This window comes from Hamadaea tsunoensis DSM 44101 (assembly GCF_000428945.1).
Lineage (GTDB): Bacteria > Actinomycetota > Actinomycetes > Mycobacteriales > Micromonosporaceae > Hamadaea > Hamadaea tsunoensis.
Map to the genome: position 1 here is coordinate 139,345 of NZ_AUAX01000015.1, position 14,961 is coordinate 154,305.

General features: G+C 69.2%; 12 protein-coding genes. 6 read left to right on the forward strand and 6 right to left on the reverse strand.

Annotated elements, in window-relative coordinates:
* The first annotated feature begins 76 nt into the window (after nt 1–76).
* The 3 genes from G401_RS53060 to G401_RS53065 all read left to right on the forward strand — a co-directional run bounded on the left by G401_RS53060 (nt 77) and on the right by G401_RS53065 (nt 2,883).
* Nucleotides 77–1,591 (forward strand): hypothetical protein, encoded by a 1,515-nt coding sequence (locus tag G401_RS53060; protein WP_169734226.1) that lies wholly within the window; start codon nt 77–79, stop codon nt 1,589–1,591.
* A gap of 80 nt (nt 1,592–1,671) precedes the next feature.
* Nucleotides 1,672–2,274, forward strand: a complete 603-nt coding sequence (locus G401_RS0121370) for a dihydrofolate reductase family protein (protein ID WP_027344110.1) — start codon at nt 1,672–1,674, stop codon at nt 2,272–2,274.
* 54 nt (nt 2,275–2,328) lie between these two features.
* Nucleotides 2,329–2,883, forward strand: a complete 555-nt coding sequence (locus G401_RS53065; protein WP_051366945.1) for a pyridoxamine 5'-phosphate oxidase family protein — start codon at nt 2,329–2,331, stop codon at nt 2,881–2,883.
* A gap of 203 nt (nt 2,884–3,086) precedes the next feature.
* Here the strand turns inward: G401_RS53065 and G401_RS0121380 are convergent, their stop codons facing one another.
* Nucleotides 3,087–3,677 carry a hypothetical protein gene (locus tag G401_RS0121380; RefSeq protein WP_157546039.1) on the reverse strand — a complete coding sequence of 197 codons (591 nt, stop codon included), beginning with the start codon at nt 3,675–3,677 and terminating at the stop codon, nt 3,087–3,089.
* 340 nt (nt 3,678–4,017) lie between these two features.
* On the opposite strand from G401_RS0121380, the gene G401_RS53070 reads away from it, so the two are divergent.
* Nucleotides 4,018–4,491, forward strand: a complete 474-nt coding sequence (locus G401_RS53070; protein WP_157546042.1) for an SEL1-like repeat protein — start codon at nt 4,018–4,020, stop codon at nt 4,489–4,491.
* 90 nt (nt 4,492–4,581) lie between these two features.
* On the opposite strand, the gene G401_RS0121390 is transcribed toward G401_RS53070, so the two are convergent.
* On the reverse strand, nt 4,582–5,283 hold the full coding sequence (locus G401_RS0121390) for a hypothetical protein (RefSeq protein WP_157546045.1): 702 nt from the start codon (nt 5,281–5,283) through the stop codon (nt 4,582–4,584).
* 144 nt (nt 5,284–5,427) lie between these two features.
* Nucleotides 5,428–6,615 carry an exo-beta-N-acetylmuramidase NamZ family protein gene (locus G401_RS0121395; protein WP_245601802.1) on the reverse strand — a complete coding sequence of 396 codons (1,188 nt, stop codon included), beginning with the start codon at nt 6,613–6,615 and terminating at the stop codon, nt 5,428–5,430.
* A 221-nt stretch (nt 6,616–6,836) separates the two neighbouring features.
* Here G401_RS0121395 and G401_RS47320 point away from each other — a divergent pair, with 221 nt between their 5' ends.
* On the forward strand, nt 6,837–7,352 hold the full coding sequence (locus G401_RS47320) for a SigE family RNA polymerase sigma factor (RefSeq protein WP_034592517.1): 516 nt from the start codon (nt 6,837–6,839) through the stop codon (nt 7,350–7,352).
* Nucleotides 7,342–8,490, forward strand: coding sequence for a hypothetical protein (locus G401_RS0121405; protein WP_027344114.1), 1,149 nt, complete (start codon nt 7,342–7,344; stop codon nt 8,488–8,490). Before G401_RS47320 ends, G401_RS0121405 begins: the two co-directional genes overlap by 11 nt.
* 160 nt (nt 8,491–8,650) lie before the next feature.
* Here the strand turns inward: G401_RS0121405 and G401_RS0121410 are convergent, their stop codons facing one another.
* The 3 genes from G401_RS0121410 to G401_RS47330 all read right to left on the reverse strand — a co-directional run bounded on the left by G401_RS0121410 (nt 8,651) and on the right by G401_RS47330 (nt 14,842).
* Nucleotides 8,651–10,642, reverse strand: a complete 1,992-nt coding sequence (locus tag G401_RS0121410; RefSeq protein ID WP_051366947.1) for a carbohydrate-binding protein — start codon at nt 10,640–10,642, stop codon at nt 8,651–8,653.
* Nucleotides 10,643–10,651: 9 nt separating this feature from the next.
* Nucleotides 10,652–12,211 (reverse strand): carbohydrate-binding protein, encoded by a 1,560-nt coding sequence (locus G401_RS54155; protein ID WP_157546048.1) that lies wholly within the window; start codon nt 12,209–12,211, stop codon nt 10,652–10,654.
* A gap of 84 nt (nt 12,212–12,295) precedes the next feature.
* Nucleotides 12,296–14,842, reverse strand: a complete 2,547-nt coding sequence (locus tag G401_RS47330) for a discoidin domain-containing protein (RefSeq protein ID WP_084557445.1) — start codon at nt 14,840–14,842, stop codon at nt 12,296–12,298.
* Nucleotides 14,843–14,961: the final 119 nt, after the last annotated feature.

Here is a 14,961-nt window from a genome sequence, read left to right on the forward strand (position 1 = left end):
CCACAATGCCAGGTACGGCCGAGGCATCGGCCAGGTGGCAGATGTTTCCCGGCACCGGGACGCGCAGGCTGACCCCATGACGTCGATGCGACAGCCCGCTGACGGGCCCTTGATGGTCTCGGACCGGAATCCGCGCTACTTCACCCCGGCACGCGGGCCCGGCGCCGGACGCGCGGTCTACCTGACCGGCTCGCACATCTGGAACAACCTGCACGACGGGATGGGCCCGGGTCCCGGCGTCGCGGACGAACCGGAGCGGATGGACTACGAGGCCTACCTGCGGTTCCTGACCGAGCGCGGGCACAACTTCATCCGCCTGTGGCGCTGGGAGCAGGTCCTGTCGCAGGCCGCCGGCGGCAACTACCACCTCAACATGACGCCCCAGCCGTGGGCGCGGACCGGATCGGGCCCGGCGAAGGACGGCAAGCCGCGGTTCGACCTGGAGCGGTTCGACGACGCCTTCTTCGACCGGCTCCGTGATCGTGTCACCCTGGCCGGCGCAGCGGGCATCTACGTGGGCGTCATGCTGTTCGACGGCTGGGCGCTGCACCTGAGCCCGCCGCCGGACCATATCGAGGGACACCCGTTCCATGCCGGCAACAACATCAACGGCATCTCCGCGACCTCCATCAACGACCTGCAGGTGCTGCCGCTGGATCCGCGGGTCGAAGCGCTTCAGGACGCGTACCTGCGCAAGGTCGTCGACACCCTCCACGACCTTCCGAACGTGCTGTGGGAGGTGGCCAACGAGTCCTCCGGCGACGGCACGGTGACCAAGGAGTTCGCCGCCTACCTCGGCATGGACGAGGCGCCGGTCTGGGGCGACTCGACCGAGTGGCAATATCGCGTCATCGACGTCGTCCAGCGGCACGAGTCCGAGCGCGGCTACGACGCGCACCCGATCGGCATCACCATGCAGTTCCCGGTCGCCGATCAGACCAGGGTCAACGAACCGCTGCTGCGCAGCCGCGCCGCATGGATCTCACCCGGCTACGACGATGAGCTGTTCACCGGCGGCCGCCACCCCATGGCCCCGGGTTCACCGCCGTCCCGGTGGTACGCCGATCCGCCCGTCGCGGACGGCACCAAGGTGGTCATCAGCGACACCGACCACTACGCGCCCGGACACGGCGACGCGTTGTGGGCCTGGAAGTCGTTCCTGCGCGGCCATCACCCGATCCTCATGGACTTCGGGCTGATCGCCGGTCTGCAGCCGACCGGCGAGGCGGCCGCCGACACCGGTGTCCCGCCGTTCGAGTTCTACGAACCGGCGCGCTGGGCCATGGGCGACACCCGCAAGTACGCCGAGCGCATCGACCTGGTGCACATGCAGCCGCGCAGTGACGTCGGTTCCACCGGGTACGCCCTGGCGAACCCGGGCTCGGAGTACCTCATCCTGGAACCCGAAGGCGACGGCCGATCGATGACCGTCGAGGTGCCCGCGGGCGCGTACATGGTCGAATGGTTCGACCTGTCATCCCGCGAAACGGAGTCGGCCGGCGAGCTGAAGGTGGAAGAAGCCGGACCCGCGGAGTTCTCGTCGCCGTTCCCGCACGGTCCCGCAGTCCTCTATCTCCGCCGGATCTCCTGAACCGGCCCGGTACGCCCCGTCCGCCTGGCAACCTCTGGTGGACAACCCTTGATACGCCACGTCGACAAGGAACCGAAACGATGTCCTCGACCGTGCTCTACATGTCCATGTCCCTCGACGGATTCGTCACCGGGCCCAACGACGGCCCGACGAACGGGCTCGGCGACGGCGGCGAACAACTGCACGAGTGGATCTTCCAAGGCACCGGCGACCATCCAAGGGACGCCGTCGGCGGCCTGGGTGGCGTCAACCGCCAGGTCGTCGACGAGTTCATGACCACGGGCGCCGTGATCGCCGGCCGGGGCACCTTCGAGCCCGCCGAAGGCTGGGGCGGCGACCACCACGACGGCGTACCCGTCTTCATCTTCAGCCGGAACCCGGCCCCGGCCTGGGCGGCCGCGTGGCCCACGGTGCGCTACACGAACGATCTTGACGCAGCGGTACGCGAAGCCAAGCACGCTGCCGGCGACAAGAACGTCCTCGTCCACGGAGCGGGCACCATCGTGCGGCACGCCCTGGCCGCAGGACTCCTCGACGAGATCCAGATCCACCTGGTGCCGATCCTCCTCAACGACGGCCGGCGGTTGTTCGAGGGCGGCATCGACCAGCGTCGACTCGAACGGATCCAGGTTCTCGAAGGCGAGGACGGCGTCACCCACATTCGCTACCGCGTACGCCGCTGATGTCGGATCACCGCACTGCACGATGCAGCCGGCACAACACGAAGAGGAGGACTGATGGCAGGCGACGAGGCACGGCCGGAACCCGCCGGCGCACCGACCCCGGTGGCGGCGCACGAGGCCGCTCAGCAGACGATCCGAACGTCGATGTGGGCCACCGTGCCGCGCCTGCTCGCCCGACATCGGTACCTCGTCCTCGGCACCGCCGACGGCGAGGGTCGCCCTTGGGCCACCCCGGTGTTCTACGCACCCGACGGCGACCACCGAGTCCTGTGGGTTTCCGCACCCGACAGCCGGCACTCCCGCAACATCGCCAGCCGTCCGGACGTGGCGATCACCATCTTCGACAGCAACGCGCCCATCGGCGGGGCCGAAGCGCTCTACCTGGAGGCGACCGCCGAGCCGGTCGCCGATGACGCTCAGACCGCGGCCCTCGCCGTACTCAACTCCAGGCTGCCGGCCGGTCACCAATTGGGCCTGGAAGACCTGAGACCGGCTGGGTCGATGCGGATCTACCAGGCCACGGTCGCCCAGCACCATGTGCTCATCCGCGGCGGTGACGCCCGGTTCGACAACGTCACCGACGGCCGGCTCCCTGTCACCCCGGCCTGATCCGAATACCGCTGCGACCCAGACCAGGCCTGCCATGCGTCGCCGAGGTGCCTCGACGCCTCGGCCTCGCCGTGCCGATCACCCACCTCGCGGAACAGATCCAGCGCCTGAGGGAGTCGCTGAGCCAATGGGCTACCGCGTTCGACGACGTGCCCACTCGCCGTCACCGCGGCGACCTCGACCGGCTCGACTTTGAAGGTCCCCTATTCGATGAAACCCCCCGGAGCGCTCAGGCGGACGTGCCGCTCCGATATCCGGGCGTTCGGGAACGTCTCCGCCAGCCGTCTGCAGGTCTCCGACCAGGACGGTTGTTCCCGCCCCGCGTCTCCAGAGTCGGGCAGGCTCTGATCTCGCGTGGTGTACCAGGTCAGGCCGGTTCGAAGCGTCATACGGACGAGCGCATAGCTGTGCCACTCGCCCAGCTCGCCGGGGCGCTCATTGAGGTATGAGCCCGAGGTGCTCACCAGGCGGATCCTCCTGACGCGTGCCGGGTTCAGCGTCCGCGCCGCGCCGTCAACGCGACGCAGCAGCACGACACGCGGCCGGCTGGGATCGGTCCAGACGCGCAGGATCTCCCGGCGACGCGTCTTCAGCAGGTGCAAGAGCACCAACCCGGTTCCGGCGAACAACGCGAGGCCGAAGAGTCCATCGAGGGCAGACGGCCGAGCGCGGACGACTGTCCAAACCAGAGCAACGATGAGCAGCGCCAGACCCGTCAGAAGGAGCCGAGGCCGCCCCGGCGGCGGGATGTCGGTGTAGTGGCTCCACAGCACGTGCTCCCCATCGGTCGGCATGGGCTCCATTATCGACGGCCGCCACTCGTTGCGCCGCATCCTCACGGTCCTGGGTCAAGAGCTTCGTCGTCCACGGCGTGATCACCTGCGCCTGCGCGGTCGAGCCCGGCGGTCAGCGTCGAGGTCTGGCTGTCGGGATATGGCGGACACTACAGTGATAGCGCCGCACCGCGCTTCACCACGGTCGCGGAAGGTTGATTCGGGCGGGGTGCGTAGCGAGGAGGACCCAGACGTGTGGGGGACCATTGCGCTGATCATCTGTGGTCCCGTCATCTGGTGGACGTTTCGTGGGACCGCTGCTCCCCGTACTGCGGCATCGGCCGTCCTCAGCTCGTGGGTGATGCGCCTGAGCTTGCTGCTGTACGTGGTGGCCGACGTGATCCTGTTGCTGTCCGATGTGTACAGCACGGCCAACACCGTCGGCGCGGTGATCTGGGTCATCGCGGGAGTCCTTGCCTTCTGGGCGACGACGCGGTGGCGCTACGGGCTTCCGGCCGTCGTCGACCGCGTGTCAGCCAAGCATGAAGCAGCCTGGCAGGTCGACGCCGAAGCCGGGAACCCGCAGGCGGCACACATGTTGGGGACCAGTCTCAAGGTGCGCGGCGAGCTGGAGACTGCGCGCCGGTGGCTGCAGACGGCGGCCGAGGCCGGGTTGGCCGACGCGCAGTGGGACCTGGCACGCCTCATCGACCAGATGGAGGGCGCTGCCGCGGCGAGGCCATGGTTCGAGGCCGCAGCGGCCGGCGGGCACCCCGGCGCGCGGCACCTGCTGCGGCCCGGCGGGGCGTACGAAGTCACCGAAGACGCGGGCTGACCCGGAGACGACCTCACCGCTCGTCCTTCCTCATTTCACCATCGCCCTGTACGCCTGGAGCCCGAACGGGACCGGGAATACGTAGCGCCGTCAAACGGCGTTCGCGTCCTCGATCGCGTCGCGATGGAGGATCGGCTCGGTGGTGTACGGCTGCCCGGACAGCGGAAACAGCAGCACGCCGCACATCTTCGTGTCGGCCCAGACGCACACTCCCGAACCGTCCTCCTCACGGATGCCGCAGCGCGCGTACATCGGCAAGCGGTTGGCGGACACCGGCGACGAGAGGGCGCGCTGCCAGGTGTCGGCGTACTGGGGTCCGGAGTAGTGCCGCTCGACGGACGTCACCCAGGCTGTCGCGTCGGGCATGGCGACGCCGAAGACGACGACCTCCACGACGTTGTCGTTCGCTTCGTCACCGTACGCACCGGACACCGACGGGACGCCCTTCGGCAACATGGTGGCGGCCCAGGTCAGTTCGGTGTGCGCGGCGGCGGCGTAGGTCGCGGGCGCCTTGGGCCGCCCGACCAGGCGGTCCGGCAGAATGAGCCGGTCGCCCACGATCATGTGCGGTGAAGGCGACGGTTGCAGCGGCAACGACGACTCCGTCGGCATCGGCGGGTAGTCACCGGGCAGTCCGATCGGCTGGGCGCCGGTGCCCCGGTGCGACCAGGCGATCAGGCCCGCCCCGCAGCCGAACACGACCGCGAGGGCCATCACTACGCCGGCGATCGTGACGGGAATCCAGATCCGTGACTTCGGCGCGGCCGGCCGGGCCGCAGGCCGCATCGGCACCGGGGCACCGTACGCGGGAGGCGCCGCATACGGTTGCGGCGCAACGGGTTCCGGCCGATCGTCCGGTGGCTGCCATGGCCCGGCCATAAAACGCTCCTCGGTTGAGGAAGCCGATCCTAACGGTCGCGGGCAACTTCCACGGGGTCAGTAGAGCAGGTACGGCCGCCGTCGCAGCTCGAACGCCGCCAGTTCCCCGGCCCACGCACCTACGACCTCGTCGACCTCGGCCCCTGCGTCGATCATGGTACGCAGCCGGTCCGAGCCGGTGAGCTTGTCGACCCAGTACGGCCGGACAGGATCGTACGAGTCGGCGCGCCAGGCGAACGCCGGATACCGGCGCGCTTCCACGAGCATCGCGACCGCGGTGCGGATGGGGTCGTACGCCGCCCGGTCCACCACCTTGATCTCGACACCGGCGCACAGCCGATTGAGCATGGGCGGGTGCTGGCCGGCGACCGCGGGGACGAAGTACGCCTCCCGGAACCGCACGCCGGGCAGGTCGCGGTCGTTGAGCCGGTCACACCAGCGGTGGTCGAAGTCCGTGGCCAGACCGCCGATCAGCTCGAAGGGACGGGTGGTGCCACGGCCGTCGGTGATCGAGGCGACCCCCTCGAACAGCCCGGTACCCGGGTAGACCAGGGCCGTGTCCGGAGTCGGCATGTTCGGGCTGGGCATGACCCACGGCAGGTCGATGTCGGCGGCGAACATGGTGCGCTCCCAGCCGCGTACGGTCACCACCTCCAGCTCGACCGGGCGCCCGGCCTCGGCCGGGAGGAACTCCGCGTTGAAGTAGCGCGCCAGCTCCCCGACGGTCATGCCGTGCTGCTGGACGATCGCCTTCAGGCCGACCGCGGAGGCGTACGGCGCGGTCAGCATCGGCCCGTACGCCGTCCCGCCGATCGGGTTGGGCCGGTCGAGAACGACGTAGCGCAGGCCGAGCCGGGCCGCCGCGACCATGGAGACGTACATGGTCCAGATGTAGGTGTAGAAGCGGACGCCCACGTCCTGGATGTCGAAGACGACGGTGTCGGCCCCGGCCGCGGCCAGCAGCTGTTCCCATCGGGCGCCGGATGCCTCGTACGCGTCGTAGACGGTGATGCCGGTACGGCGGTCGACGGAGGTTCCTTCGCTGCCGCCGTCCTGCGCCGAACCCCGGAAGCCGTGCTCGGCTCCGAAGACGGCGACGACATTCACCTTCCCGGACGCGTGCATGAGGTCGACCAGATGCCGGTACTGTGCGTCGACGCCGGTCGGGTTGGACACCACCCCCACCTTCCGGCCCGCCAGGAGCGCGAAGTCGTCGGCGACGAGCCGATCCAGTCCGGTGTCCACGCGACGGGCGGTTGGCCGCGGGTGCCTGTCGTGCAAGAGCGTTCTCCTACCGGGTGGGGCGGGACGTGCGGCCCGCCGGGCGACAAGAAACCTATCTTCCGGCCGGTCCCAGCGTTGCTGAGGCCTCGGCAACGATGCTCAGGCGGCCGATCAGAGTTCGATCATGGGCCGCTCGTTTACCGCGGGCGGTGGCCAACGCGTGTTGGAGGTAGGAGGTGGGTGTGGATACCGACGATTTCGCGGAGTTCGTCGCGAGCAGGTCGGCGACGCTGCTGCGGGCGGCGTGGTTGCTGACCGGTGATGCGGGCAAGGCCGAAGACCTGCTTCAGACCGCGCTGATGGCGACCTGGCGGCGGTGGGCACGCGTCGCGGCGGGCGGCGATCCGGAGCCTTACGTGCGCCGAGTGCTGTTCTCCACGTATGTGAGCTGGTGGCGGCGCCGGTGGCGAGCCGAAGTGCCCACCCAGGTCCTGCCGGACGGCATGAGGCCCGACGATGTCGCCCAAAGCCAGGCCGAGCGGGACGTGGTGCGGCGCGCGCTGAACAAACTGACGCGTCAGCAACGGGCGATCGTCGTCCTGCGCTACGTCGAGGACCTGTCCGTCGCCCAGACGGCGGAGATCCTTCAGACCTCGCCCGACACGGTGAAAGTCCAGGCAAGTAAGGCATTGGCGAAGTTGCGATCTGATCCGCAGCTACGCATGGCCGAGATGGGAGCAATGGGAAATGTCCGATGAGGAGCATCTACGGGCGATACTGCTCGACGCCGTGCCGCCCTTGACCGGGCCGCAGGACTGGTCCACCGTCGTGGCCCGGCGTGTTCGGCGGACCCGCCGCCGCGTCGCGCTGGCCGCGGCCGTCAGCACGGTGGTCGCGATGATCGGCAGCAGCATGACCGTCCAGTTGATCGGCAACACCGCCACGCCACCCCACCGGCCGGCACTGACGTGCCCCGAGGTGCCGGCGGACTGGCTGCAGACCGTACCCGACAGCGATACGCCGGGTAGGTTCATCGACCCTTCCGGTGTCGCGTCGGTGTCGATGTGCCTCAAAACCGTGAGCGGGCCGCCGCGCGAGGAGACCGTCTGGACGCTGGACACCCGTCTCCCGCAGATGCTGGACGTGTTCAACGCCATGCCGACCAAGGCGAACTTCAACGAACAGCGCAAGCGGAACCACCCCGACGCGAACATCCCCTCCGAGTGGATGTGCGACGCCGTCGGCTACTTCCAGGAATTCGCCTTCGCGGTCACCTACACCGACGGCCGGGTCGTCACCGTCCTGACCGATCGCAACTGCGGCCTGGCCTACCTCGACGGGCACCTGCGAGTCATGCAGCCGTCGCCGGTGAACACCTTCAAACAGCTCTACCTCGGCCAGCAGATCAGCCGCACCGACCCCGCCACGGTCGCGACCCCGTCGTGCCCGTCGACCACGTCGGGCGCCGGTGAGTTCATCGACCAGATCAGCGCGATGCGCATCGCGACCCTGACGTCCGACGACCCGTTCCTGCCCACCCCGCTGGTGGCCGTCGCATTGTGCCGCTACGCCGACAACGGAACCGGACTGCGCCTGACCGCACACTACGAGGCGCGAACAACCGGCGACCCGCGACTGCCTGGTCCTGTCGACACCTGGCGACAGCGGATCAACGCCGCGACCGCACGCCGCGAGGGCGCGGCCGGCTGCCACGGCGCCTCAGACCTCGCCAACGCCACCGCGCTCGACGTGATGTGGGCGGCTGACGAGAGCGGAGCAGTCTCCGCCGTCCCCGTCGAATGGGGACCGTGCCGTCAGGTCGTCGCCCGGAACGCGACCATCCCCCCGTCCGAGAGCTTGAAGGAATACCTGGACCAGGTACTCGCTACCAGATGACCGCACCGATCGGCATCGCCTGGTGACGACCGAGCACCAGGCGATGCCGCGCGCCGACGTTGCAGTGTCGGCGCGTCCGCGAGCGAATCCGCGTTGCCCACGTCGGCAAAGACTCGCGTGTGGCGGGTGTGGTTGCACGGACCCCACCCGCCAGGGACGATCACCCGACCGAGAGCCGGTCGAAGTTGGGATTGCCGTCCGCTCCGGTGGCGGTGACCCGGATCAGGTTCGAGCCGGTCGTCAGAGTGGCGGTGAAGCTGACCGTCGCCCACGTGTCCCAGTTGCCGGTGGTCGGGAACGAGAGGCCGGGCAGGGTCACGCCGTTGACGCTGACGTCCGCCGTGCGGGTCGCGGCCGTGCCGTTCGCGTACCGGATGGTGATGGTCGTTGCGGCCGTGCTCGCCGAGCTGACCGACCACTGGACGTAGGGGCCGGCGAGGTTGTCGCCGTTGACGAAGCCGGTGCCGAAGAAGCCGGTGTGGTTGGACTCGACCACGCCCTGCACGATCGTGGCGTCCTCGGCCTCATAGTTGGCCACGGGGGTCGTCGCGGTGGTGACGTCGAGGTAGTCGAGGTTGGCCACGCCACCCGCACCGGTCGCGGTCAGCCGGATCAGATTCGTGCCCGCTACCAGGTTGACCGTCGCGACCTGCGTCTTCCACAGCGACCATGCCCCGGTCGGCGGGAACGCGAGCGTCGTGGCGCCGGAACCGTTGACGGTCAGCGTCGAGGGCCGGTCTGCCGTGCCGCCGTTGCCGTAGTCGAGGGTCAGCCGGGCCTGCCCGGCCGCCGCTGCCGTGACCGCGAACTCGACGTAGCTGCCGGCGGCGTTGGCGGTGTTGACGAAGCCGGTGCCGGAGAAGCCGGACCAGTTGGCATCCACCGTGGAGCCAGTGCTGGTCGCCGCCTGCTCGGCCTCGAAGCGCGTCGTCGTGCCCGCCCGCGACACCCGGTAGACGACGGTCGCGTGCCCACCGACCGAGGCGCTGATCGCACCGCTGCTCGTGGTGACGGCCTTGGACCACAGGTCCTTCAGCGTGTAGGAGGCTGATCCGCCGATTCCCGCCGCGGCGGCGGTCGTGCTGATCGTTGCGCTCGTGGTGGTCTCGTTCGACAGCGCCACGGCCCGGTCGCCGTTGGCGAGGGTCTTGACGTACGCGACGTGGCCCGCGCCGTCGTTGCTCAGCACGGTGCCCTGGCGGCCCAGCGGGTCCTGGTCGACCGCGATGACGTCGGCGTTCTTCAGGATCGTGAGCGTGTCGGCCGAGGCCGTACGCAGATCGGAGCCGATGAGCAGGGGCGCGGCCATCATCGCCCAGAGGCTGAAGTGGCTGCGGTACTCGGTGGCGGTCATCCCGCCGTTGCCCACTTCCAGCATGTCGGGGTCGTTCCAGTGGCCGGGGCCGGCGTACTGGGCGAGGTCGCGGTCGATCTGCGCCTTGCCGATCATGCTGGTCCAGCTGTCGCTGATGTCGCCGGTGGTACGCCACAGGTTGCCGACCGGGCCGCCCCAGGTCCACACCTTCGGGTCGGTACGCCCCCATTCGCAGATCGAGTAGACGATGGGCCGCCCGGTCGCCGCCAGCGCGTCGCGCATGGTCGTGTACCGCTGCTGCGCGTCGACGTTCTGGTTGTTGCAGTTGTCGTACTTCAGGTAGTCCACGCCCCAGGAGGCGAAGGTGGCGGCGTCGGTCGTCTCGTGGCCGAGGCCGCCGGAGAAGCCGAGGGTGTTGCACGTCTTGGTCCCGGCGCTGGTGTAGACGCCGAGTTTGAGACCCCGGGCGTGGGCGTAGTCCGCGAGGTACTTGATGCCGTGCGGGAACCGGGTCGGGTCGGGGATGAGAACGCCGTTGGCGTCGCGGGAGTTGGGTGCCGGCACGGCCCAGCAGTCGTCGAGGTTGACGTACTTGTAACCGGCGTCGCGCAGGCCCTGGTTGACGAAGATGTCCATGATCCCGAGGACCATCGACTCGTTGAACTCGGCCCGGCAGCCGGTGGAGTTCCAGTTGTTGAAGCCCATCGGTGGCGTACGGGCGAGGCCGTTGTCCAGCGCCAGCGCCGGTTGCGGGCTCGCCGCGACGATCGCGACGAGGGTGGCGGCGGCGGTGCCGACCAGTGCCAGGGTTGCGCGGAGGGTGCGAGCGGTACGCACAGCGTCTCCTTAGCTGAGGGTGATCTTGTCGAGGTTGGGGCCGCCGTTGGCGGTGGTCGCGGTCAGGCGGACCGTGTGCGTACCGGCGGGCAGGGACACCGTCTTCGTCGTGGTGGCCCAGGTGGTCCAGGCCCCGGTCGGGGGGAGGCTCACCGTGCCGAGGGATGTGCCGTCGACGGTGAGGGTCATCGGGCGGTCGACGGTGGTGCCGTTGGCGTACCGGATCGCGATGGCGGTGGCCTGGCCGACGGCGGTGAACTGCACGTAGGCGCCGGAGATGTTGTCGGTGTCGACGTATCCCGACCCGGTGAACCCGGCGTGATCGGACTCGACGGCCCCCTGCGAGATCGTCGCGTCCTCGGCCTGGTAGTCCGCCGGACCGGACACCAGCTGGACTTCGAGGTTGTCGAGGTTCGGGCCGCCGGACGAGCCGGTGGACGTGGCCCGGATCGCGTTGGCGCCGGGCCGCAGCCGCACGCCGGCCAGGGCGCGGGTGTCCCAGTCCTCCCATCCGTCGGTCGGCGCGAAGGCGAGCTCGTCGGCGGCGAGCGTGCCGTTGACCGTGACGTCCAGGGGACGGGCGGCGGTGGTTCCGTTGGCGTACCGGAAACTCAGCGTCGCGATGCTCGCCGTGGCCGCGTTCACGGTCCACTGCACGTAGGAACCGGCGACGTTGTCGAGGTTGACGAAGCCGGTGCCCGTGTAGCCGGCGTGGTTGTTCTCGGCCGCGCCCTGGGAGATGAGGGCGTCTTCGGCCTCGTATCGGGTACCGACGGGTGGTGGTTCCGCCCCGCCCCACTTGTACGCGCGCAGCGTGTTGACGAGCAGGTAGCAGTCCTGCAGCGAACCGGACGTGTCGCCCAGTGAGCGGTAGATGCCCCACTTCGGCCGCACCCGGTCCTGCAGGAAGGTGTCGACGCCGCTGCGGGTGACGTCGATGACGGTGGTGGCGCCGTCGCGCAGCACCCAGCGCACCCGGCCGGTCGGCGCGTCGCCGATGACCATCTCCAGTTCGACGTCGATCCACTTGTTGCGCAGCGGCACCAGGTCGACGTTGCCGACGGTGACGCCGCTGACGACCAGTTCGACCTTCTCCACCCCGCTATAGCGGCGCAGCGACATGGTGATCATCGGCAGTGTGTCGGTGCCGGGCGCCTTGGTCTGCATGATGTGGGTGAAGGTGGTGGTCGCCTTCAGCGAGCCGGGGATGAACATCCGATGGGTGAGCCGCCACGTCTCGCCGGGCAGCAGGATCAGGTCGGCGCCGCCCCACACCATGCCCCGGACCTCCTGGCGCTGCCGGTCGGTCATGGTGTCGCGGTCGACCATGTGCATGTTGAAGCGGTAGTCGTTGCCGGAGACGAAGATGTGCGGCTGCCCGGCCGGGTGCGAGTTCGCCCGGTCGTCTTCCACTCCTTCGAACGCGGCGAGGCCGTGCGTACCGGCCTCGGGCGCCCAGCGCAGCTGCCAGGCGTCGGCGGCCTGGGCCGCACCCGGCCGCAGGCGCGCTGCGCCCGCGGTCGCGCCGACGACTGCGGCGCTCGCGAGCAGCATCTTCCTTCTGTTCATGAACGGCTCCTGGGGGGTGAGGGTCAGGTCCGCGGACGCCACGGCCCGCGCCGGCTCCCGGCGCCCGCGGACCTGAGTTCGGGGTCAGCCGACCGTGATCCGGTCCAGGTTGGGTCCGCCGTTGGCGGTGGTCGCGGTCAGCCGGACGAGGTGCGTTCCGGAAGAGATCGAGATGGGTACGCCGACCGAGCCCCATACCGTCCAGTCCCCGTTGCCGGCGAAGACCGGTGTCGCGACAGTGGACCCGTCGACGGCGACGGTCATCGGGCGGTCGGTCGTGGTGCCGTTCGCGTACCGGATGGTGACCGCCGTCGCGGGTCCGGTGACGGCGCACTCCAGGTAGGCGCCGACGGCGTTGTCGCCGTTGACGAAACCGGTGCCGGTGTATCCGGCGTGGTTGGATTCGACGACGCCGCCGGAGATGGTGCAGTTCTCGGCCTGGTAGTCGACCGGCGGCGGGCCGCCGGCGGCGAGGTTGAGGTAGTCGAGGTTCGCCGCGCCGCCGGCGGTGGTGCCGGTCACCCGGATCGTGTGGACGCCCGCGGTGAGGGTGGTGTTGAGGCCGGTGGTGGCCCAGGTGGTCCACGCTCCGGTCGGGGCGAAGGCGGGTGTGGCGACCGTGGTGCCGTCGACGGCCACCGTGGACGTGCGGTCGGCCGTGGTGCCGTTGGCGAAGCGGAAGGTCAGCGCGTAGGTTCCGGCGGCCGGCACGTCGACCTGCCATTCGGCGTACGCGCCGGCGGCGTTGGCGGTGTTGCAGAAGCCGCTGCCCGAGTACCCCGCCTGGTTGCTGTCGATGGTGCCGTCGCAGAGTGCGGGCGGGGTTTCCGCTTCCAGCAGGCCGGGACCGGGCACGGCGACGCTGCCCGGCGTGGCGTAGTCGGAGCCGATCCATGCCTCGTCGACCCGGAGCTGGTCCGCGCCCTGGGTGCTGGTCTTCTCCAGCCGCACGTACCGGGTCGTCACCTTGGTCAGGTCGATGATCTGTACGCCACGGGCGTTGGGCAGGGTTCCGGACTTCACCTGGGTCCAGGTCGACCCGTCCGGTGACGTGTAGACCTTGTAGCCGTTGATCCGCGCGGATCCGCTCGCCGGATACACGGTCGAGTCCTCCCGCTGGTTGATCCCGATGTACTGCACCGCCTTGGCCGAGCCGAGGTCGAAGCGCAGCGAGACGGTGGTGGCGCCGGTCGCGTCCCAGTAGGTCGTGTAGTCGCCGTCGGCCGCGGCCGAGGCGGGGTGCCCGCTGGCCGACGCGCTGGCGCTCATGGTGTAGCCACCGGGCGCGATGATCCCCGCCCGGCCGCTGGTGACGACCTTGAAGACGGTGTCGTACTGGTCCCAGTTCGACAGCCCGGTGAGGGTCAGCCAGCCGCCGCTCTGGGTGAAGCTCACCGGCGCCCCGGTGCGCAGGTTGGTGACCTGGGCGATGCGGTACGCGTTGTCGCGCAGCTTCAGCGTGCTGGTGGTGGGCGCCGTGAGGACGTGGATGTAGTGCAGGTTCGGGTTGGTCTTGCTGATCGTGGTGACGCCGTGCGCGCCGTCGTTCCAGAAGCCCGGGTCGAGCCCGCCGTACATGTATCCCCCGCCCTCTGTGCCCCCGATCGATTCCCAGACGGCGTTGAGATAGGTGTTGGCGAAGTTGTTGAAGGCTGCCTGCGCGGCGGGGAACTTGCCGTTCACCATGGCCGTCTCGGCCATCAGGGCCTTGATGGATGATCCGGCGTTGGTGACGAGCCGGCCGAGGGTGAGCTGGTAGTCCACGGCGTTGTCGGTGCCCGTGTACCACCAGGACCCGTTCGTCGGCAGCTTGAAGTCGGCCTCGATCAGCCGGGGCGCGGCGGTGTAGACCGCCTGCGGGTAGTCGTAGGCCGGCGTCATGCCGGTCTTCTGCTCGTTGCTGATCATGTCCATGATCGGCGTGTCTTCGTTGTTGTTGCTGATCGTGTAGTTCGGCCGCTGGGCATAGATCTGCTGGTAGAGGTTGTGGTCGAGCCAGTACTGGTTGTCGTTGTCGATCCAGAAGCCGCCGAGGTCCGGGTACCGGTTCATGACCTCGAAGAAGTTGTCGTAGCTGAACTCGCCGAACCCGTCGCGGGTGGTCAGGTCGACCGTGTGCCCCTTGTAGGCCGAGTACGCCGACGAGTTGAGCCAGCTCTGCCCGGACGGCAGGCCCTCGGCGTTCCACTGCGGATCGTCGGTCATGTAGAGGATGGTCTTCATCCCGGCGGCGTTGGTGGCCGCGATGAGATCGCCCAGGAAGTCGTGGCCGGACAGGTCGCAGCTGCCCGGGATCGCGGACGGCCAGGGACGGGCGTACCCGAGGCGGCTGTGGAAGGTGGCCAGCACGATGTACTGCGTGTGCAGCTTCTTCGCCTCGGCGACCCAGTAGTTCGGGTCCCAGCCGCCGGCGACGACGGCGTTCTCCCAGGCGCTGCAGCTGGTGTAGCCGGGCGACGTACGCATTCCCCAGTGCAGGAAGAGACCGCCGGTCGCGGCGCGCAGGAAGTCCTGCCGGGGGTTCTGCAGATCGGCGTGGGCGGCCGGCGCGCCGGCGCCGACGAGGACTCCGGCGGCGAGCAGCGCCGCCGCGCACCACGCGCCGAGTCGGGTGCGGAGGCTGGGAGCCATGGTGGAACCTCCGGTCAGTCCGAGGCTTAAATAGCCAGGATTCTTAACTGTTATGGGCGCACGGGCCGCGCCATTGACGCATCTTTACATGGAAACTTGACGCGCGCTAGATATACATC

Excerpts from the sequence above, each read along its gene's own strand:
- G401_RS0121370 (WP_027344110.1), top strand. The coding sequence starts at position 1,672 with ATGTCCTCGACCGTGCTCTACATGTCCATGTCCCTCGACGGATTCGTC.
- G401_RS53070 (WP_157546042.1), top strand. The coding sequence starts at position 4,018 with ATGCGCCTGAGCTTGCTGCTGTACGTGGTGGCCGACGTGATCCTGTTG.
- G401_RS53060 (WP_169734226.1), top strand. The coding sequence starts at position 77 with ATGACGTCGATGCGACAGCCCGCTGACGGGCCCTTGATGGTCTCGGAC.
- G401_RS0121380 (WP_157546039.1), bottom strand. The coding sequence starts at position 3,677 with ATGCCGACCGATGGGGAGCACGTGCTGTGGAGCCACTACACCGACATC.
- G401_RS0121405 (WP_027344114.1), top strand. The coding sequence starts at position 7,342 with ATGTCCGATGAGGAGCATCTACGGGCGATACTGCTCGACGCCGTGCCG.
- G401_RS54155 (WP_157546048.1), bottom strand. The coding sequence starts at position 12,211 with ATGAACAGAAGGAAGATGCTGCTCGCGAGCGCCGCAGTCGTCGGCGCG.
- G401_RS53065 (WP_051366945.1), top strand. The coding sequence starts at position 2,329 with ATGGCAGGCGACGAGGCACGGCCGGAACCCGCCGGCGCACCGACCCCG.
- G401_RS47330 (WP_084557445.1), bottom strand. The coding sequence starts at position 14,842 with ATGGCTCCCAGCCTCCGCACCCGACTCGGCGCGTGGTGCGCGGCGGCG.